Origin of the sequence: Streptomyces sp. NRRL S-31, from assembly GCF_000718775.1 — a bacterium.
Classification (GTDB): domain Bacteria; phylum Actinomycetota; class Actinomycetes; order Streptomycetales; family Streptomycetaceae; genus Streptomyces.
In genome coordinates, this window is the sequence record NZ_JOCB01000014.1 from 45,636 (window position 1) to 65,103 (window position 19,468).

Genomic DNA, 19,468 nt, shown 5'->3' on the forward strand with positions numbered 1-19,468 from the left:
GGCGCGTCAGGTGCCGCCCGGTGTGCCGCGGGCGGCGCCGTCGGACGGCCCGGCCGGGCCCGCGCCGCGGTCGCGCAGCTCCGCGCCGACACCGAAGGCCGCCGCGGTCAGCGGGACCGCGAGGAGCATGCCGAGGATGCCCGCGACGGAGGCGCCCGCGGTGATCGCCACCATCACCACCGCCGGGTGCATCTGCACGGTCCGGCTCTGGATCACCGGTTGCAGCACATGCCCCTCCAGCACCTGCACCGCGAGCACCACCCCGAGCACCCACAGCGCGATCACGAAACCCCGGTCGGCGAGGGCCACCAGCACGGCCACCGCGCCGGAGAGGAACGCGCCCAGGTAGGGGATGTAGGCACCCACGAAGACGAGCGCGCCCAGCCCGAGCGCGCCGGGCACCCGCAGGATCAGCAGGCCGACGGTGATGCACAGGGCGTCGATCAGCGCGATGAAGGTCGTCCCGCGCATGAACCCCTCCACCGCGGCGAAGGCCCGCCGGGCGACGGCCTCCAGGGTGTCGGCGGTGCCCCCGGGCGCGAGGGCGCGCAGGGCCGCCACCGCCCGGTGGGAGTCACGCAGGAAGAAGAAGACGAGCAGCAGCGCGAGCACGGCCATGGCGATGCTCTCGGCGACCACGCTGACACCGCTGATGACGTTGGAGGCGGCCGTCCCGCCGAACTCCCCCAGCAGCCGGCGCGCGTTGCCGGCGAGGTCGTCCAGCCCGGTGCCGACGGACCCGAAGTGCCGCGAGACCCCCTTGGCGGCGTTCCGCAGCGAGTCGAGGATCTGCGCGCCGCTGTCGACCAGCGCGGCGACGACGATGTACACGGCACCGCCGACGACGGCCACCACGGCGACACAGGTGAGCCCGGCCGCCACCGACGGCCGCACCCCGGCCCGCACCAGCTTCCGGTACAGCGGGCCGAGCAGCGCGGTGCCGAGCAGGGCCAGCAGCACCGGCGTGACGGCCGTACGCAGTTCCCCGCACAGCCGTACCCCGATCCAGCCCACCCCGGCGACCAGCAGCAGCACGGCGCACCAGGCGGCGAGCCGGCGGACGGGATCGGGCAGCAGACGCACGGCCCAAGCCGATCACGCCCGCCGCCGGCTGTCCCCTGGTGCGCGGCCGGACGGGGGGATCCGGCCGCGCGCCGCGGGACAGCCGGCGGCGGGCGTACGGTCGGCGCATGGAGCGAACCGCACGGGAAACGACGGCCGCCGACGGGCCGCGGACGATCGTCCTCCGCCCGGCACGGCCCGGGGACGCCGAGGCCATCGCCGCGCTCGACGGATCGTTCACGACCGACACGGTCTTCGAGGTGACCGCGACGGACCACGGTTTCGGCCTCCGCGAGGTCCCGGTACGGCCGCCCCTGCGCAAGGTCTTCCCCGACGAGGACGCCGGACCCGACACGGACGCCGGTGACCCGGACCGCCGTACGGTGGTCGCCCTCGACGGGAACGAGCTGTGCGGGTTCGTGACGGCGTCCTTCGCCCCGTGGAACGAACGCGTGACCGTCCACGACATCGAGGTCGCCCCGGCCCGGCGGGGCAGGGGGGTGGGCCGGGCGCTGATGGGGCACGTCGTCGCCTTCGCGCGCGAGCGCGGGGCGGCGCACGTCTGGCTGGAGGTGAGCAACGTCAACGCACCCGCCATCCACGCCTACCACCGCATGGGCTTCGCCTTCTGCGGCCTGGACACCTCGCTCTACGCCGGTACCGGGTCGGCCGGCGAACAGGCCCTCTTCATGGCCCGGCCGGTGCGCTGACCGGCCGGGCCCCGAAGGGTCAGATGCCGCCTTCCGTCATCCCGTGCACCGCCGGGATCGTGCCGAGCCGGCCCTTCTGGAAGTCCTCGAAGGCCTGCTGGAGCTCCTCGCGGGTGTTCATCACGAACGGGCCGTAGTGGGCCATCGGCTCACGGATCGGCTGCCCGCCGAGGAGCACGACCTCCAGGTCCGGGGTGTTCGAGTCTTGCTTCTCGTCCGCGCGGACGGTCAGCGAGGACCCGGCGCCGAACACCGCCGTCTGGCCCTTGTGGACCGGGCGGCGCTGGGTGCCGACGCTGCCGCGGCCCGCGAGGACGTACGCCAGGCCGTTGAAGTCCTCCCGCCACGGCAGGGTGACCTCCGCGCCCGGGGCGAGGGTCGCGTGGATCATGGTGATCGGCGTGTGCGTGATACCGGGGCCCTGGTGGCCGTCCAGCTCGCCGGCGATGACGCGCAGCAGCGCGCCGCCGTCGGGGGAGGTGAGCAGCTGGACGTTGCCGCCGCGGATGTCCTGGTAGCGCGGTGCCATCATCTTGTCCTTGGCGGGGAGGTTCACCCACAGCTGGAGGCCGTGGAAGAGACCGCCGGACATGACGAGGGACTCCGGCGGGGCCTCGATGTGCAGCAGGCCCGAACCGGCCGTCATCCACTGGGTGTCGCCGTTGGTGATGGTGCCGCCGCCACCCTGGGAGTCCTGGTGGTCGAAGATCCCGTCGATGATGTAGGTGACGGTCTCGAAGCCGCGGTGCGGGTGCCAGGGGGTGCCCTTGGGCTCGCCCGGCGCGTACTCCACCTCACCCATCTGGTCCATCATGATGAACGGGTCGAGGTGGCGGTAGTTGATCCCCGCGAACGCCCGGCGCACCGGGAAGCCCTCGCCCTCGAAACCGCTGGGAGCGGTCGTGACGGTGAGCACGGGGCGGGCCACGGCGTCGGCGGGAGCGGTCACACGGGGCAGCGTCAACGGGTTCTCGACGGTCACTGCGGGCATGGTGGGTACCTCCTTGGTACGCCCACTTTAGTTGAGCGTTGAACTTTCTGCCACCCCTAACGGAGCGGGCCCGGAGGAAATTCCCCCGGGCCCGTACGGTGCGCGCACGACTCAGCCGCCGCCGTACATCCGGCGCATCGCGAAGTCGACCATCTGCTCGACCGCCTTCGCGTCGAACACCATCCGGTGCTCGCCCTCCATGTCCAGGACGAAGCCGTAGCCGGTCGGCAGCAGGTCGATCACCTCCGCACCGGTGATGACGAAGTACTTGGACTCCTTGCCCGCGTACCGGCGCAGCTCCTTGAGCGAGGTGAACATCGGGATCACCGGCTGCTGGGTGTTGTGCAGGGCGAGGAAGCCGGGCGTGTCGCCGCGCGGGCAGTACACCTTCGAGGTGGCGAAGATCTGCTGGAAGTCCTCGGCGGCCATCTGGCCGGTGGTGAAGGCGCGCACCGCGTCCGCGAGGGACGGCGGGGACGGCTCCGGATAGAGCGGCGCCTGCTGGCCGTACCCGGCACCGCCCGGCATCTGCTGCTGCGACGAGGCGTACTGCTGCTGGGCGCCCACGTTCTGGTCGTAGCCGTACATGGGCGCAAGCGTACCGAGCGCGGGGGGCCCGGGCGGGGGGCCGGAGACATTCGCGCGGTGTCCGCCCGGTGTTCCGGAAGGCGGGCCGGCCGGTGGGCGCGGCGGAGTAGACCCTTCTCACACTTGGACCGACGGGGGTTGCTTCTTATTACCGACGGGTAGCATCATCGTAGCCACTTGTTGGTACGTGAAGCAGTTGCGAGGAGCCAGTGCCTCGCCGATCCCTCAACGGAGCCGTCGCCATGGGGCACTACAAGTCGAATCTGCGCGACATCGAGTTCAACCTCTTCGAAGTACTCGGGCGCGACAAGGTGTACGGCACCGGCCCGTTCGAGGAGATGGACGTCGACACCGCCAAGAGCGTCCTGGAGGAGCTGACCCGCCTCTCCGAGAACGAGCTGGCCGAGTCCTTCGCCGACGCCGACCGCAACCCGCCCGTCTTCGACCCCGCGACCAACACCGCGCCGGTCCCGGCGTCCTTCAAGAAGAGCTACCAGGCCTTCATGGACTCCGAGTACTGGCGGCTCGGCCTGCCCGAGGAGATCGGCGGCACCACCTCGCCCCGCTCCCTGATCTGGGCCTACGCCGAGCTGATCCTGGGCGCCAACCCGGCCGTGTGGATGTACTCCTCCGGCCCCGCGTTCGCCGGCATCCTCTTCGAGGAGGGCAACGAGGTCCAGAAGCACATCGCCAAGATCGCCACCGAGAAGCAGTGGGGCTCCACCATGGTCCTCACCGAGCCCGACGCGGGCTCGGACGTGGGCGCCGGCCGCACGAAGGCGGTCCGGCAGGAGGACGGCTCCTGGCACATCGAGGGCGTGAAGCGCTTCATCACCTCCGGTGAGCACGACATGTCCGAGAACATCCTCCACTACGTGCTCGCGCGCCCCGAGGGCGCCGGCCCCGGCACCAAGGGCCTGTCCCTCTTCCTCGTCCCGAAGTACCTCTTCGACTTCGAGACCGGCGAGCTGGGCGAGCGCAACGGCGCCTACGCCACCAACGTCGAGCACAAGATGGGCCTGAAGGCCTCCAACACGTGCGAGATGACCTTCGGCGACAAGCACCCCGCCAAGGGCTGGCTGATCGGCGACAAGCACGACGGCATCCGCCAGATGTTCCGCATCATCGAGTTCGCCCGCATGATGGTCGGCACGAAGGCGATCTCCACGCTCTCCACCGGCTACCTGAACGCGCTGGAGTACGCCAAGGAGCGCGTCCAGGGCCCGGACCTGGCCAACTTCATGGACAAGTCCGCGCCCAAGGTCACCATCACCCACCACCCCGACGTGCGCCGCTCGCTGATCACGCAGAAGGCGTACGCGGAGGGCATGCGCGCCCTGGTGCTCTACACCGCCTCGGTGCAGGACGCCATCCAGATCAAGGAGACGAACGGCGAGGACGCCTCCGCCGAGCACGCCCTGAACGACCTGCTGCTGCCGATCGTCAAGGGCTACGGCTCCGAGAAGGGCTACGAGCAGCTCGCCCAGTCGCTCCAGACCTTCGGCGGCTCCGGCTTCCTCCAGGAGTACCCGATCGAGCAGTACATCCGGGACTCCAAGATCGACACCCTGTACGAGGGCACCACCGCGATCCAGGGCCAGGACTTCTTCTTCCGGAAGATCGTCCGCAACCAGGGCGCCGCGCTGAACTCCCTCGCCGAGGACATCAAGAAGTTCCTCGCCCTCGGCACCGGCGGCGAGGAGCTGGCCGCCGCCCGCGAGCACCTGGCCAAGGCCGCCGTGGAGCTGGAGGCGATCGTCGGCGTGATGCTCACCGACCTCGCCGCCACCGAGCAGGACACCAAGAACATCTACAAGGTCGGTCTCAACACCACCCGCCTGCTCCTGGCCTCCGGTGACGTGGTCGTCGGCTACCTGCTCCTCAAGGGCGCCGCCGTCGCCGCCGAGAAGCTCGCCACGGCCTCGGCCAAGGACAAGGCCTTCTACACCGGCAAGATAGCCGCGGCGAAGTTCTTCGCGGCGAACGTCCTGCCGGGCGTCACCCTCGCCCGCAAGGTCGCGGGCAACGTCGAGCTCGACCTGATGGAGCTGGACGAGGCCGCGTTCTAGAACGCCCCCGCCCTGGACGCTCCGGACATCCCGGACGTCTCCGTCGATTCCTCGCACGGGCCCGCTCTCTTTCCGGAGAGCGGGCCCGTGCACGTCGTTAAGGTGAATCCATGAGCGCACCAGCCCGCTTCGACCGCGGCCACACCGACGACCTGATGTCCTTCCTGGCGGCCGGAGCGTCGCCGTACCACGCCGTGGCGAACACCGCCGAGCGGCTGGAGAAGGCGGGCTTCCGGCAGGTGGCCGAGACGGACGCCTGGGACGGGACGTACGGCGGCCGGTACGTGCTGCGCGGCGGCGCCATCGTGGCCTGGTACGTCCCCGAGGGCGCCGAGCCGCACACGCCGTTCCACATCATCGGCGCGCACACCGACTCTCCGAACCTGCGGGTCAAGCCGCGCCCGGACAGCGGGGCGCACGGCTGGCGCCAGGTCGCCGTGGAGATCTACGGCGGCCCGCTGCTCAACTCCTGGCTCGACCGGGACCTGGGCCTGGCCGGCCGGCTGACCCTGCGCGACGGCTCCTCGGTCCTGGTAAACGTGGACCGGCCGCTGCTGCGGGTGCCCCAGCTCGCCATCCACCTGGACCGGTCGGTCGGCACCGAGGGGCTCAAGCTCGACAAGCAGCGGCACCTCCAGCCGGTGTGGGGCCTCGGCGACGATGTGACGGAGGGCGACCTCATCGCCTTCCTGGAGCAGGAGGCCGCCCTGCCGGCCGGCTCGGTCACCGGCTGGGACCTGATGACGCACCCGGTGGAGCCGCCGGCCTACCTGGGCCGGGACCGCGAACTGGTCGTCGGACCGCGCATGGACAACCTGCTGTCCGTGCACGCCGGCGTCGCAGCCCTCGCCGCCGTCGCGACCTCCGGCGCCCCCCTCACCCACATCCCGGTGCTGGCCGCCTTCGACCACGAGGAGAACGGCTCCCAGTCGGACACCGGAGCCGACGGCCCCCTGCTCGGCACCGTGCTGGAACGCTCGGTCCTCGCACGGGGCGGGACGCTCGAGGACCGGGCCCGCGCCCTCGCCGGCACGGTCTGCCTCTCCTCCGACACCGGCCACGCCGTGCACCCCAACTACGCCGAGCGGCACGACCCGACGCACCACCCGCGGGTCAACGGCGGCCCGATCCTCAAGGTCAACGTCAACAACCGCTACGCCACGGACGGCGCGGGCCGCGCGGTGTTCGCCGCCGCCTGCGAGAAGGCCGGCGTCCCCTTCCAGACCTTCGTGTCGAACAACTCCATGCCGTGCGGCACCACCATCGGCCCGATCACCGCGGCCCGGCACGGCATCCGCACGGTCGACATCGGCGTGGCGATCCTCTCCATGCACAGCGTCCGCGAACTCTGCGGCGCCGACGACCCGTTCCTCCTCGCCAATGCCCTGGCGGCCTTCCTGGAGGGCTAGTCGGGCCACCGCCGGGTACCCGAACGGCACCGGAAACTCCGGAACCGGAAGGGGAGGCGAGTTCTCATGGGGCTCGGCGGATGCATCATCCTCATCGCCGTGGGGGCCATCCTCACGTTCGCGACCGACTGGCACATGCACGGCGTCAACCTCACCGTCGTCGGCCTGATCCTGATGGCCGTCGGCCTGATCGGCGTCGCGACGTTCAGCGGGATCGCCCGCCGCCGCCGCGTGGTGGTCCCCCCGACGACCCAGGTCGTCGAGGAGGAACCGCGCCACCACCACCGCGTCGACGGCTACTCGGACGGCTACGGCGTCTGAGCCACCGCCTCCTGCTCGTCCATGCCCGCGAGGACGAGCGGCAGGCGGTCCGTCCCGCCCTCCGCCAGGCGGAGCGGGACACCCCAGTCCTGCCGGTGCACATGGCAGGCCGGGTGGCCTTCCCCGGTCTCCGGCCGGGAGGTGCCCCCAGCCCGGCCGTCGTCACAGCTCGCCGCCATCGCCGAGACGTGCAGGACACCCTCGGTGACGTCCGGGTTCAGTTCCAGCTCGCGCGACAGCTCCGTGTCCGCGCCCTCCCCCTTGAGCAGCAGTTCCGGCGGGGTGGAGGAGACCAGCAGACGGGTCGAGGGACCGTACCGCGTGTCCGGTATCCGACCCGCGGGCGCCCGGAAGACCACGTCCAGGCGGAGACGGCCGGGGGCGACCTCCGTCGCGGCGCGTCCGGTGCGGTGGGCGACCGGCTCCACCCGCAGCGCCTCCTCGGGCAGCCGCAGCCGGGTCAGCCGGTGCCGGGCCGACTCCACGACCACGAGGTCCCCGCCGACCAGGACGGCGTCACTGGGCTCGCGCAGATCGGTGGCGAGCGTGGTGACCTCGCCGGTGGCCGGATCGTAGCGGCGCAAGGCGTGGTTGTAGGTGTCGGCGACGGCGACCGAGCCGTCCGGCAGCGCGGTGACGCCCAGCGGGTGCTGGAGGAGCGCCTGGCCCGCGGCGCCGTCCCGGTGCCCGAAGTCGAACAGCCCGGTCCCGACGGCGGTGTGCACGTAGCCGTCCGGGTCCACCCAGCGCAGGGCGCTCGTCTCGGAGTCGGCGAGCCACAACCGGTCGGCGGTGGCCGCCAGCCCTGACGGCTGGGCGAACCACGCCTCGGCGGCGGGCCCGTCCACCAGACCCTCGTCGGCGGTGCCGGCCGCCACGGCCACGGTCCGCGCCACCGGGTCGTACGTCCACAGCTGGTGGACGCCGGCCATGGCGATCCACACCTTGCCGCCGAAGACCGCCACGTCCCACGGCGAGGAAAGGTCCACCGCCCGGGCCGGACCGGAGGTCGCCGCACCCCGCCACCACTGTCTGCCGGTGCCGGCCAGGGTCGTCACCTCGCCGGTGGCCGGGTCCAGGCGGCGCAGCGCGTGGTTCACCGTGTCGGCGACCACCACCGAGCCGTCGTCGAGGAGCGCCAGACCCTGCGGCTCGTTGAAGGACGCCTCCCGCCGGCCGCCGTCGGCGAACCCCCGCGCACCCGAGCCGATCCGCCGCACGACCGTCTCCCCGTCCCCCTCCAGCTCCACCAGCTGGTGCCGGGTGGTGTCGCTGACCAGGAGGTTCCCCGACGGCAGCGGCAGCACCTTGCCGGGGAAGCGCAAGCTGGTCGGCTCGGGCTCCGGCGGCACGTACGGGCCGTCGCCGCGGCGCAGGGTCCCCTTCGTCTCGTGCTCCGCCTCCAGCTCCGTCACCAGCCGCTCGAGGGTGTGCGCGTGCCCCTCGCCCGAGTGCTGCGCGACCACATACCCCTCGGGGTCGATCACCACGACCGTCGGCCAGGCCCGCACCGCGTACTGCTTCCAGGTGGCCAGCTCCGGGTCGTCCAGCACCGGGTGCGCGACGCCGTAGCGCTCGACGGCGTCCACGACCGCCCGGTGCTCGGCCTCGTGCGCGAACTTCGGCGAGTGCACCCCGATCACCACGAGCGTGTCCCGGTGTCTCTCCTCCAGCTCACGCAGCTCGTCCAGGACGTGCAGGCAGTTGATACAGCAGAAGGTCCAGAAATCCAGCAGCACGATGCGTCCGCGCAGGTCGGCGAGGGTGTACTGCTCATCTCCCGTGTTCAGCCAGCCGCCCTTGCCGGTCAGCTCGGGGGCGCGTACGCGAACACGTCGTCGGGGTGCGGAGTCGGTCATGGCTCAAGGGTGCCACCGGGTGCCGGCGGCCGGAGGGGCCTGTGGACAACCCCGGACCTGTGGACAACCCGGGCCGTCGGCGACCCGGGCCGTGCACGCCTCCGGGCCGTGGACAGCCCGGGCCGGGGCTCCGCGGCGGCCGGCACCGGTGGCCCCTGTGGTGGAGGCGTCAGTCCTGGTGGACCACGTTCCGGCCGGGGCCGCCGGAGAGGGTGTCGCGGCCCGGACCGCCGTAGAGCCGGTCGTCGCCGCTGTTGCCGTACAGCGTGTCGTCGCCGCTGTTGCCGTACAGGACGTCGTTGCCCTTGCCGCCGTACAGGACGTCGGCGCCGGCGCCGCCGGTGATCGTGTCCTTGCCGTCGTCGCCGGACAGGTCCTGGGAGCCGGCACCGCCGTGCAGCGTGTCGTCGCCCTTGCCGCCCCGCACGATGTTGTCGCCGCCGCTCGCGTTGATCGTGTCGTCGCCGTCGCCGCCCCAGGCCAGGCCCAGCCTGCCGACGGTGATGGTGTCGTTGCCCGCGTCACCCGACACGTAGGCGCCGTCGAGGCGGCCGGAGTCGGTCGCCTTGTCGTTGCCGGCGCCGAGCGACATTTGTGCGTAGGAGTACACCTGGTCGGTGGCGTTCTTGTAGGTGACCGTGTCGTCGCGGTCGCCGAGGTTCACGACCAGGGCGGCGTAGGGGTCCTGGCTGTCCACGCGGGTCACCGTGCAGGAGACCTTCGTGTGGTCGGCGGCGACGGGGTGGCCGCAGTCGTGCCCCGCCCTGACCGGCACGACGTCGTCGATCACATAGGTGATGCCCGCGCGGTCCGCGGTCAGCGACGCGGTGACGGCGGCCTTGTTGGTCTGGCCGGGAGCGGCCTGGTAGGTGAGCTGCCAGTCGTAGCCGTTGACCTCGGCGGTGGCCGGCGCGGTGGCGGCGCCGGCCGTACCGGCCAGGGTGAGCGGTGCGGCCAGGACCGTGCCGAGGACCAGCGTCGCGGCCGAGACGGCGCGGGTCGTGCGGCGGCGGACGGGACGAGGAAGCATGGACGAAACCTCCGGGAGGACGTGCGAAGTCGTACGTCTTGCGTCACGTCCGACCCGGCGCCCGCCCGTTTGGTTGGGCGATTCGCCCGCCCCCGCGCGAAGTTCACCCGCGCGACACCCCGGCGTCCCGTGGACTGCGGTGTCCGGTCAGGTCCCGGCCGCCGCTCCGTGACGTTCGGCCGGCGCCGGGGAAGCATGGTCCGTATGAGATTCCTCGTACGCGACCGGATCCTCGGTATCGGTGACGACTGGTGGATCGAGGACGAGCACGGCCGGAAGGTCTTCCTCGTCGACGGCAAGGCGATGCGCCTGCGGGACACCTTCGAGCTGAAGGACGCCCAGGGGCGGGTGCTGATCGACATCCACCAGAAGATGTTCGCCCTGCGCGACACCATGGTGATCGAACGGGACGGCGAGGCCCTGGCCAGGATCAAGCGCAAGCGGCTGTCCCTGCTGCGCAACCACTACCGGGTCTCGCTGGTGGACGGGACCGGACTCGACGTCAGCGGCAGGATTCTGGACCGCGAGTTCGCCGTTGAGTACGACGGCGAACTCCTCGCGGTGATCTCCCGGCGCTGGCTGACCCTGCGCGACACCTACGGCGTGGACGTCGTACGGGAGGACGCCGACCCGGCGCTGCTGATCGCCGTGGCGGTGTGCGTGATCCACCTCGCCGAGAAGGAGGGCGAGGAGGACTGACCGGGCCGGAAGGACCCGCCGGGCCGGCCGCGCGGAGGTCTCAGCCGCGGCGCCGGGGCGTCCCCAGGCCCAGGACCCGGTCCTTCAGCGCCGGGAACTGTTCGCGGGTCGCGGCCGTCTTCGCCGGGTCGAGGTCGACCGTGAGGACTTCCTCGCCGGCGCCGGCCTGCCCGAGCACCTCGCCCCACGGATCCACCACGATCGAGTGACCCGCCTGCGGAACTCCGGCGTGGGTCCCGGCCGTTCCACAGGCGAGCACGAACGCCTGGTTCTCCACCGCCCGTGCCTGGGCCAGCAGCGTCCAGTGCGCCCGTCGCCGCTCGGGCCAGCCCGCCGGGATCACCAGCGTCTCGGCGCCGGCGTCGACCAGCGCGCGGAAGAGTTCGGGGAAACGGAGGTCGTAGCAGGTGGCCACGCCGAGCGTGGTACCGGGCAGCCGGACCGTCACCAGGTCCCGGCCGGCGCCCATCAGCACGGCCTCGCCCTTGTCGAAGCCGAAGCGGTGGATCTTGCGGTAGGCAGCGGCCAGTTCACCGGAGGGGGAGAAGATGAGAGACGTGTTGTAGAGCGGGCCGTCCTGCGTGGCGGAGCCGTTGCCGGAGGGCGCCCTCTCGGGGATGGAGCCTGCGTGCAGCCACACGCCCGCGTCGCTCGCCGCCTCGGCCATCGCCTCGTACGTCGGTCCGCGGAGCGGCTCGGCCTCGGGACCGAACCGCTCGTAGGCGAAGGCACCGGTGGTCCACAGCTCGGGCAGGACGACGAGGTCGGCCCCGCGCTGCTCCCGCACCAGCGCGGCCACGCGGCGCCGCCGGGAGCCGACCGGTTCGTCCTCGTCCACGGCGATCTGGATCAGCGAGGCGCGCACACTACCACCGTCCTGGCATTGAAGTCGTCCACACGGGCCTACGATCGTCACACGAAAGCACTGCCGGGGTGCCTTTCAGCAGCGTAACTTAGCCTCTCAAGACACCCGCCGCAGTGCAGCCGCCGTCCGCCAGGCAACGCCGCCACCACCTGCCCGTGTACCGACCGCCGAGGGGTCCCGTTCCGTGAGTCTGCATCCCACCCTCCAGCCCTACGCCGACGCCTGGACGCACTCCATCGAAGCGATATCCGAGATGGTGCAGTCGCTCGTCGAGGGCGAGTGGAACCGGCGGACCCCGTGCCCCGGCTGGTCGGTGCGGGACGTCGTGTCCCATGTCATCGGCATGGACAGCGAGATGCTCGGCGACCCGCGCCCCATCCACGCCCTGCCGCGCGACCTCTTCCACGTCACCACCGAGCACCAGCGCTACATGGAGATGCAGGTCGACGTCCGCCGCCACCACACGGCGCCGGAGATGACGGCCGAGCTGGAGTACACGGTGATCCGCCGCAACCGCCAGCTGCGCAACGAGTCCCGGGACCCCGGCACCCTCGTGCGGGGCCCGTTCGGCAAGGAGATCACCCTGGAACAGGCCTACCGGATGCGGGCCTTCGACGTGTGGGTGCACGAGCAGGACCTGCGGACGGCGCTCGGCCGTCCCGGCAACCTGGACTCGCCGGGCGCGTACGTCGCCCGCGACGTCCTGCTGGAGGCGCTGCCGAAGGTGGTGGCGCGGGACGCGGACGCCCCGCGCAGCTCGGCGATCGTGTTCGACGTGCACGGCCCGGTGGAGTTCCTGCGCACCGTCCGCGTGGACATCCAGGGCCGCGGCACCGTGGAGACCGCCCCCGCCCTCGGCCCGGCCGCCACCCTCTCCCTCGACTGGGAGACCTATGTCCGCCTGGCCTGCGGACGGGTCGGCCCGGAGGCGGTGGCGGACCGGGTGAAGACGGAGGGCGACCAGGACCTGGCGGCGGCGATCCTGCGGAACTTCGCGGTGACGCCGTAACGCGACGGGCGGCCGGCGCCTCGCGGGCGCGCGGTGCGGCTCAGGCCGCGGGCACGTGGACCGTCTCCACCCGGCTGGCGACCAGCCGTTCCCGCTCCCGCCGGGCCGCCCGCCCGCGCAGCCGCAGGATCTGGCTGACGCCGAGCGCCTGGAGGACGAAGACCGCCGAGAAGGCCACGGTGTAGTCGTCGCCGGTCGCGTCGAGCAGCACACCGATCGCGAACAGCGTGGTCATGGAGGCGATGAAGCCGCCCATGTTGGTGATGCCGGACGCCGTGCCCTGCCGCTCCGGCGGGTTGGCCGGCCGGGCGAAGTCGAAGCCGAGCATCGACGCCGGTCCGCAGGCGCCGAGCACGGTGCAGAGCACCAGCAGCAGCCCCATGGGCGCGTGCGGCGCGGGGTACGCCAGCGTCGCCGCCCACAGCAGCGCGGTGGCGCCCACGGTGCCCAGGGCCAGCGGCAGCCGGGCCGCGTGGTGCCGGGCGACGATCTGGCCGTAGACCAGGCCGACCACCATGTTGGACAGGACGACCAGGGTGAGCAGTTCGCCGGCCGTGGCACGGCTGAGGCCCTGGGCCTCGACCAGGAACGGCAGGCCCCACAGCAGCAGGAACACCATCGCCGGGAACTGGGTGGTGAAGTGCACCCACATCCCGAGGCGGGTGCCCGGTTCCCGCCAGGAGGCGGCGATCTGCCGGCGGACGTAGGCGGCGCCCCGGTGCGGGGACGGCTCCGGCTCCTGTCCCTCGGGGTGGTCCTTGAGGAACAGCAGGGTCAGGACCAGGACGACGACGCCGGCGAGCGCGCTGCCCGCGAACGCCGGGGTCCAGCCGACGCCGTGCAGCAGCCGGGCCAGGACCAGGGTGGAGACCAGGTTGCCGGCCATGCCGACCAGTCCGGCGAGCTGGGCGACCAGCGGACCGCGCCGGGCCGGGAACCAGTGGGTGCCGAGCCGCAGCACGCTGATGAAGGTCATCGCGTCGCCACAGCCGAGCAGGGCCCGGGAGGCGAGGGCGGTGCCGTAGGTGGGGGAGAAGGCGAAGCCGAGCTGCCCCGCGGTGAACAGCACCGCCCCGATGCTCAGCACCTTCTTGGTGCCGAGCTGGTCGACCAGCAGGCCGACGGGTATCTGCATGCCCGCGTAGACCAGCAGCTGGAGTATGGAGAACGTCGAGAGGGCGGAGGCGTTCACATGGAAGCGGTCGGCCGCGTCGAGGCCGGCCACCCCCAGGGACGTACGGAAGATGACGGCGACGAAGTAGACGGCCACGCCGATGGACCACACGGCGACGGCCCGGCGTCCGCCCGGGGGGTCGCCCGGAAGGGTGGCGGCGTTGCGCACCGGAGCGCTCATCGGACCTCACCCCGCGCCAGGTGCGAGAACCAGCTGACGTGCCGGTGCACGACGCCGACGGCCGCTTCCGCGTCCCCGGCCCGCAGCGCGTCCAGGATCTCCTCGTGCTCGGCGAGCGTCTTGGCGATCCGGTCGGGGTGGGAGTGCATGACGGCGACACCCATCCGCAGCTGGCGGTCGCGCAGTTGGTCGTAGAGCCGGGAGAGGATCTCGTTGCCCCCACTGCGCACGATCTCGGCGTGGAAGCAGCGGTCGGTGACCGCGGCGGCGGCCAGGTCACCGGCGGCGGCCTGCGCCTTCTGCTGCTCCAGCAGCGCGGTCAGCCGCTCCAGCAGGTCCGGCGGGGCGGGGACGGCCTTGCGGGCCGCGTGCTCCTCCACCAGCAGCCGGGTCTCCACCACGTCGGCGATCTCCTGCGCGGAGACCGGCAGGACCAGGGCGCCCTTCTTCGGGTAGAGCCGGATGAGGCCCTCGACCTCCAGCCGCAGCAGCGCCTCCCGTACGGGGGTGCGCGAGACGCCGACGGCCTCGGCCAGCTCGCCCTCGGTGAGCAGGGTGCCGCCCTGGTAACGGCGGTCGAGGACGCCCTGCTTGACGTGGGTGTAGACGCGATCGGCGGCGGGTGGCTGCTTGAGGGACTGCGGTGCTGGATGCTCGACGGCCGTTTTCATGCCGACAGGATAGATACAACACGTACGCAAGTGGTGGCGCCGTCCATCATGCGGACCCCGGCGAATGTGACGCACACCTCTCTCCGCGGCTGCACAACCTTCTGTGCTACTTACGTGTCACACATGTGCGGCCCCCCTTCCGCTCTCACCTCAACTCGGCAGCCCTACAGGGCCATTCAAGACATTCGGGGTAGATCATTTTGATTACCGGCATTATGGGCACCCGCCTTCGCAAAGCCGCCGCCGTCGCCGTCACCTCCGGCGCGCTCGCCGCCACCGGTGCCCTCACCGCGGCGCCCGCACAGGCCGTCACCGCGCCCTCGATCGTGGCCAAGGGCGGGTACCTCATGAACAACGGGAACAGCTCGACGCTGTTCACGAAGCAGGCCGACACGCGGCTCGCCACCGGTTCCACCACCAAGATCATGACCGCCAAGGTCGTGCTCGCGCAGTCGAACCTCAACCTGGACACCAAGGTCACGATCCAGAAGGCGTACAGCGACTACGTCGTCAAGAACAACGCCTCCCAGGCGCACCTGATCGTCGGTGACAAGGTGACCGTCCGCCAGCTGCTGTACGGTCTGATGCTGCCGTCCGGCTGCGACGCCGCCTACGCGCTCGCCGACAAGTACGGTTCCGGCTCCACCCGCGACGCGCGCGTGAAGAGCTTCATCGGCAAGATGAACACCGCCGCGAAGAACCTGGGTCTGAAGAACACCCACTTCGACTCCTTCGACGGCATCGGCAACGGCACCAACTACTCGACGCCGCGCGACCTGACGAAGATTGCCAGCAGCGCGATGAAGAACTCCACGTTCCGTACGGTCGTCAAGACGAAGTCGTACACCGCCAAGACGCAGACCAAGTCGGGCGGCACCCGCACGATGGCCCCGTGGACCAACACCAACGGGCTGCTCAGCAGCTACAGCGGGACCATCGGCGTGAAGACCGGCTCCGGTCCGGAGGCCAAGTACTGCCTGGTCTTCGCCGCGACCCGGAACGGCAAGACGGTCATCGGCACCGTCCTCGCCTCCTCCTCCATCACCCAGCGTGAGACGGACGCGAAGAAGCTGCTCAACTACGGCTTCTCCCGCCTCGGCTGACCCCCGCACAGCCCGAAGGGCCCGCCGCGACCAGCGGCGGGCCCTTGCCGTTGCGTTCGGCTGACGACGGTGCCGTCAGGCCCAGGTGATCAGCCTCTTGGGCTGTTCCAGGACCGCCGCGACATCCGCCAGGACCTTGGAGCCCAGCTCGCCGTCGACCAGGCGGTGGTCGAAACTGAGCGCCAGGGTGGTGACCTGACGCGGCTTCACCTTGCCCTTGTGCACCCACGGCTGGAGCTTGATCGCGCCGACCGCGAGGATCGCCGACTCGCCCGGGTTGAGGAGCGGGGTGCCCGTGTCCACGCCGAAGACGCCGACGTTGGTGATGGTCACCGTGCCGCCCTGCATCGCCGCGGGCGAGGTCTTGCCCTCCCGCGCCGTCGCCACCAGTTCGCCCAGCGCCTCGGCCAGCTGCGGGAGCGTCTTGGCGTGCGCGTCCTTGACGTTCGGGACGATCAGGCCACGGGGAGTGGCCGCCGCGATGCCCAGGTTCACGTAGTGCTTGAGCACGATCTCCTGGTTCGCCTCGTCCCAGGAGGCGTTGATGTCCGGGTTCCGCTTGATGGCGACCAGCAGGGCCTTGGCGATCAGCAGGAGCGGGTTGACCCGCAGTCCCTGCATGTCCTTGTCCTGCTTCAGCTCCTCGACCAGCTTCATCGTGCGGGTCACGTCGACCGTCACGAACTCGGTGACGTGCGGAGCCGTGAAGGCCGAGCCGACCATCGCCTGCGCGGTGGCCTTGCGGACGCCCTTGACCGGGAGGCGGGTCTCGCGCGCGGTGTCGTACGACGCCACGGGCGACGGGGCCGCGGGGGCGGCGGCCGGGGCGGCGGCCACGGGCGCGGCCGCGGCGTGGACGTCCTCCCGGGTGATCACACCGTCCGGGCCGGACGGGGTGACTGCCGCCAGGTCGACGCCCAGGTCCTTGGCGAGCTTGCGCACCGGGGGCTTGGCCAGCGGGCGGGACGTCCCGGTGCCCGCGCCGGCGTGCCCGTTCAGCTCCGTCCGGACCGCCTGCGCCGGCGCCGGAACGGTGACCTGGGGGCCCTTGCGCGGGCGCCGCTTGGTGGAGGTCGTCGCCACGCCGTACCCGACGAGGACCGGCTGCCGGCCCTCCGGTTTCGGCTCCGCCGGCTCCTCCTTCGGCCGGGCGGGCTCGGCCGCCGGCCGCTCGGCGGGGGCCTCCGGCGCGGCGGCACCGGCCACGGCCACCGCGATGATGGGCGTGCCCACGTCCACCGTGGTGCCCTCGGGGAAGTGCAGTTCGCGGACCACGCCGTCGTAGGGGATGGGGAGTTCCACCGCCGCCTTGGCGGTCTCCACCTCGCAGACGACCTGGCCGTCGGTGACGGTGTCACCCGGCTGGACGTACCACTTGAGGATCTCGGCCTCGGTGAGTCCCTCGCCCACGTCGGGCATCTTGAACTCGCGTACGGACGCTTCCGTCATCGTCGTCACGGCCCTTTCTCAGTACGCCAGCGAGCGGTCGACGGCGTCGAGCACGCGGTCCAGGTCCGGCAGGTACTCCTCCTCCAGCCGCGCCGGCGGGTACGGGGCGTGGTAGCCGCCGACCCGCAGGACCGGGGCCTCCAGGTGGTAGAAGCAGCGCTCGGTGATCCGCGCGGCGATCTCCGCGCCGGAGCCGAAGAACACCGGCGCCTCGTGCACCACGACCAGGCGGCGGGTCTTCTCCACCGACGCCTGGACGGCGTCGAAGTCGAGGGGGCTGACCGAGCGCAGGTCCAGGACCTCCAGGGACTTGCCCTCCTCGGCCGCCGCGTCCGCGACCTCCCGGCAGAGCTTCACCATCGGGCCGTAGGCGGCCAGGGTGAGGTCCGTGCCCTCGCGGACCACGCGCGCCTTGTGCAGCGGGGCCGGGATCGCCTCGGGGTCGACCTCGCCCTTGTCCCAGTAGCGCCGCTTGGGCTCGAAGTAGATCACCGGGTCGTCGCTCTGGATGGCCTGCTGCATCATCCAGTACGCGTCGGAGGAGTTGGACGGGCTGACCACCTTCAGGCCGGCCACGTGCGCGAACAGCGCCTCGGGGGACTCGGAGTGGTGCTCGACCGCGCCGATGCCGCCGCCGTAGGGGATGCGGATGACGACCGGCAGCTTGACCTTGCCCAGGGAGCGGGCGTGCATCTTGGCGAGCTGGGTGACGATCTGGTCGTAGGCGGGGAAGACGAAGCCGTCGAACTGGATCTCCACCACCGGGCGGTAGCCGCGCAGGGCCAGGCCGATCGCGGTGCCGACGATGCCGGACTCGGCGAGCGGGGTGTCGATGACCCGGCTCTCGCCGAAGTCCTTCTGGAGGCCGTCCGTCACCCGGAAGACACCGCCGAGCTTGCCGACGTCCTCGCCCATGACGAGGACCTTGGGGTCGGTGTCCAGCGCGCGGCGCAGCGACTCGTTGATGGCCTTGGCCATCGCCATCTTCTCGGCCATCTCAGTGACCCCCTTCCTCGGCGAACGACGCCTGGTACGCGGCGAACTGGGCGCGCTCCTCGTCGACGAGCGCGTGCCCGTCCGCGTACGCGTGCTCGAAGAGGGCGAAGTGATCCGGGTCGGGCATGGCGCGGACCGCTTCGCGCACCCGCTTGCCCAACGTCTCGGACTCGGCCTCGAGTTCCGCGAAGAATCCCTCGTCCGCGTGACCGGAGGACTCCAGGTGCCGCCGCAGGCGCAGGATCGGGTCCTTTGCCTCCCAGGCCAGCCGCTCCTCGTCGCCCCGGTAACGGGAGGGATCGTCGGAGGTGGTGTGGGCGCCCATGCGGTAGGTGTACGCCTCGACCAGGGTGGGGCCCTCGCCGCGGCGGGCGCGCTCCAGCGCCCACTTGGTGACCGCGAGGCAGGCCAGCACGTCGTTGCCGTCGACGCGGACGCCGGGGAAGCCGTAGCCCTGGGCCCGCTGGTAGAGCGGCACACGGGTCTGCTTCTCGGTGGGCTCGGAGATCGCCCACTGGTTGTTCTGGCAGAAGAAGACCACCGGGGCGTTGTAGACCGCGGAGAAGGTGAACGATTCGGCCACGTCACCCTGGCTGGAGGCGCCGTCGCCGAAGTAGGCGATGACGGCCGAGTCCGCGCCGTCCTTGGCCACGCCCATCGCGTAGCCGGTGGCGTGCAGCGCCTGGGAGCCGATGACGATCGTGTAGAGGTGGAAGTTGTTGCTGTTCGGGTCCCAGCCGCCGTTGTTCACGCCGCGGAACATGCCGAGCAGGTTGGTCGGGTCGACGCCGCGGCACCAGGCGACGCCGTGCTCGCGGTAGGTCGGGAAGACGTAGTCGTCCTCACGGGTGGCCCGGCCGGAGCCGATCTGGGCGGCCTCCTGGCCCAGCAGGGAGGCCCACAGGCCCAGTTCGCCCTGGCGCTGGAGGGCCGTGGCCTCGGCGTCGAAACGGCGGGTGAGCACCATGTCGCGGTACAGGCCGCGCAGCTCTTCGGGGGTGATGCCGGCGACGTAGGCGTCGTACTCGGCGTTCTCGACCCGCTCGCCCTCCGGCGTGAGGAGCTGCACGAGTCCGGGCTCGGCGCTCTTCTTCGCGGCACTGCGGGTGGTGCGGGTGGTGCGCTTGGTGCCGGTGGCTCCGGTCTTGCTGCCGGTGGTGCCGGCTTTGCCTGCGGCGGTGCGTCGCGGCTTGCGCGCGGCACTGCTCTCCACGGTCACGTGTGCTCCTCCGTCGTTCCGGCCCCCGGGGTTGCCGGTAGGCCAGTGCGGCTCACCTGTTTCG

Annotated in this window: 18 protein-coding genes; 7 read left to right on the forward strand and 11 right to left on the reverse strand. The window is 71.6% G+C overall.

What is annotated here, in order from left to right; all coding sequences use genetic code 11:
* Positions 1-6: 6 nt before the first annotated feature.
* Positions 7-1,083, reverse strand: coding sequence for an AI-2E family transporter (locus IF37_RS0108420; RefSeq protein WP_030738620.1), 1,077 nt, complete (start codon positions 1,081-1,083; stop codon positions 7-9).
* 107 nt (positions 1,084-1,190) lie between these two features.
* Between IF37_RS0108420 and IF37_RS0108425 the strand changes: the two genes are divergently transcribed.
* Entirely contained in the window at positions 1,191-1,772 is a 582-nt protein-coding gene (locus IF37_RS0108425) for a GNAT family N-acetyltransferase (protein ID WP_052845043.1), read from the forward strand.
* 19 nt (positions 1,773-1,791) lie between these two features.
* Here IF37_RS0108425 and IF37_RS0108430 read toward each other — a convergent pair whose 3' ends face one another.
* Positions 1,792-2,763 (reverse strand): pirin family protein, encoded by a 972-nt coding sequence (locus tag IF37_RS0108430; RefSeq protein ID WP_030738626.1) that lies wholly within the window; start codon positions 2,761-2,763, stop codon positions 1,792-1,794.
* Positions 2,764-2,874: 111 nt separating this feature from the next.
* A complete protein-coding gene (locus tag IF37_RS0108435) occupies positions 2,875-3,351 on the reverse strand; it encodes an SseB family protein (protein ID WP_030738629.1) in 477 nt (158 codons plus the stop codon).
* A 242-nt stretch (positions 3,352-3,593) separates the two neighbouring features.
* Here IF37_RS0108435 and IF37_RS0108440 point away from each other — a divergent pair, with 242 nt between their 5' ends.
* The 3 genes from IF37_RS0108440 (at position 3,594) to IF37_RS0108450 (ending at position 7,150) form a co-directional block, all read left to right on the forward strand.
* Positions 3,594-5,420 carry an acyl-CoA dehydrogenase gene (locus IF37_RS0108440; protein ID WP_030738632.1) on the forward strand — a complete coding sequence of 609 codons (1,827 nt, stop codon included), beginning with the start codon at positions 3,594-3,596 and terminating at the stop codon, positions 5,418-5,420.
* Between the two features lie 110 nt (positions 5,421-5,530).
* Entirely contained in the window at positions 5,531-6,829 is a 1,299-nt protein-coding gene (locus tag IF37_RS0108445) for a M18 family aminopeptidase (protein WP_030738635.1), read from the forward strand.
* Between the two features lie 66 nt (positions 6,830-6,895).
* The gene (locus tag IF37_RS0108450; RefSeq protein WP_030738638.1) at positions 6,896-7,150 is read left to right on the forward strand and encodes a DUF6458 family protein; all 255 of its coding nucleotides are present in this window, start codon (positions 6,896-6,898) and stop codon (positions 7,148-7,150) included.
* Here IF37_RS0108450 and IF37_RS0108455 read toward each other — a convergent pair.
* Positions 7,138-9,009, reverse strand: coding sequence for an NHL domain-containing thioredoxin family protein (locus tag IF37_RS0108455; protein WP_030738640.1), 1,872 nt, complete (start codon positions 9,007-9,009; stop codon positions 7,138-7,140). The genes IF37_RS0108450 and IF37_RS0108455 overlap by 13 nt on opposite strands.
* A 169-nt stretch (positions 9,010-9,178) precedes the next feature.
* Positions 9,179-10,039 (reverse strand): calcium-binding protein, encoded by an 861-nt coding sequence (locus IF37_RS0108460; protein ID WP_030738643.1) that lies wholly within the window; start codon positions 10,037-10,039, stop codon positions 9,179-9,181.
* 204 nt (positions 10,040-10,243) lie between these two features.
* Here IF37_RS0108460 and IF37_RS0108465 point away from each other — a divergent pair, with 204 nt between their 5' ends.
* On the forward strand, positions 10,244-10,738 hold the full coding sequence (locus IF37_RS0108465; protein WP_030738645.1) for an LURP-one-related/scramblase family protein: 495 nt from the start codon (positions 10,244-10,246) through the stop codon (positions 10,736-10,738).
* 40 nt (positions 10,739-10,778) lie between these two features.
* Here IF37_RS0108465 and IF37_RS0108470 read toward each other — a convergent pair whose 3' ends face one another.
* Positions 10,779-11,603 (reverse strand): carbon-nitrogen family hydrolase, encoded by an 825-nt coding sequence (locus IF37_RS0108470; protein WP_030738648.1) that lies wholly within the window; start codon positions 11,601-11,603, stop codon positions 10,779-10,781.
* Between the two features lie 184 nt (positions 11,604-11,787).
* Between IF37_RS0108470 and IF37_RS0108475 the strand changes: the two genes are divergently transcribed.
* Complete coding sequence (locus IF37_RS0108475) at positions 11,788-12,612, forward strand: maleylpyruvate isomerase family mycothiol-dependent enzyme (protein WP_030738651.1); 825 nt, start codon at positions 11,788-11,790, stop codon at positions 12,610-12,612.
* Positions 12,613-12,652: 40 nt separating this feature from the next.
* On the opposite strand, the gene IF37_RS0108480 is transcribed toward IF37_RS0108475, so the two are convergent.
* Both IF37_RS0108480 and IF37_RS0108485 read right to left on the reverse strand, forming a co-directional pair.
* Positions 12,653-13,966 carry a nitrate/nitrite transporter gene (locus IF37_RS0108480; protein WP_030738654.1) on the reverse strand — a complete coding sequence of 438 codons (1,314 nt, stop codon included), beginning with the start codon at positions 13,964-13,966 and terminating at the stop codon, positions 12,653-12,655.
* The gene (locus tag IF37_RS0108485) at positions 13,963-14,637 is read right to left on the reverse strand and encodes a GntR family transcriptional regulator (protein WP_030738657.1); all 675 of its coding nucleotides are present in this window, start codon (positions 14,635-14,637) and stop codon (positions 13,963-13,965) included. Before IF37_RS0108485 ends, IF37_RS0108480 begins: the two co-directional genes overlap by 4 nt.
* 200 nt (positions 14,638-14,837) lie before the next feature.
* Between IF37_RS0108485 and IF37_RS0108490 the strand changes: the two genes are divergently transcribed.
* Entirely contained in the window at positions 14,838-15,740 is a 903-nt protein-coding gene (locus tag IF37_RS0108490) for a D-alanyl-D-alanine carboxypeptidase family protein (protein WP_030738660.1), read from the forward strand.
* A 75-nt stretch (positions 15,741-15,815) separates the two neighbouring features.
* On the opposite strand, the gene IF37_RS0108495 is transcribed toward IF37_RS0108490, so the two are convergent.
* From IF37_RS0108495 to pdhA, 3 genes are read right to left on the reverse strand one after another with little or no spacing between them, the layout of a single operon-like run.
* On the reverse strand, positions 15,816-17,198 hold the full coding sequence (locus IF37_RS0108495) for a dihydrolipoamide acetyltransferase family protein (protein WP_030738665.1): 1,383 nt from the start codon (positions 17,196-17,198) through the stop codon (positions 15,816-15,818).
* Positions 17,199-17,207: 9 nt separating this feature from the next.
* Positions 17,208-18,185 carry an alpha-ketoacid dehydrogenase subunit beta gene (locus IF37_RS0108500; protein WP_030738668.1) on the reverse strand — a complete coding sequence of 326 codons (978 nt, stop codon included), beginning with the start codon at positions 18,183-18,185 and terminating at the stop codon, positions 17,208-17,210.
* A 1-nt stretch (position 18,186) separates the two neighbouring features.
* On the reverse strand, positions 18,187-19,404 hold the full coding sequence (gene pdhA / locus IF37_RS0108505) for a pyruvate dehydrogenase (acetyl-transferring) E1 component subunit alpha (protein ID WP_030738671.1): 1,218 nt from the start codon (positions 19,402-19,404) through the stop codon (positions 18,187-18,189).
* Between the last annotated feature and the right edge of the window lie 64 nt (positions 19,405-19,468).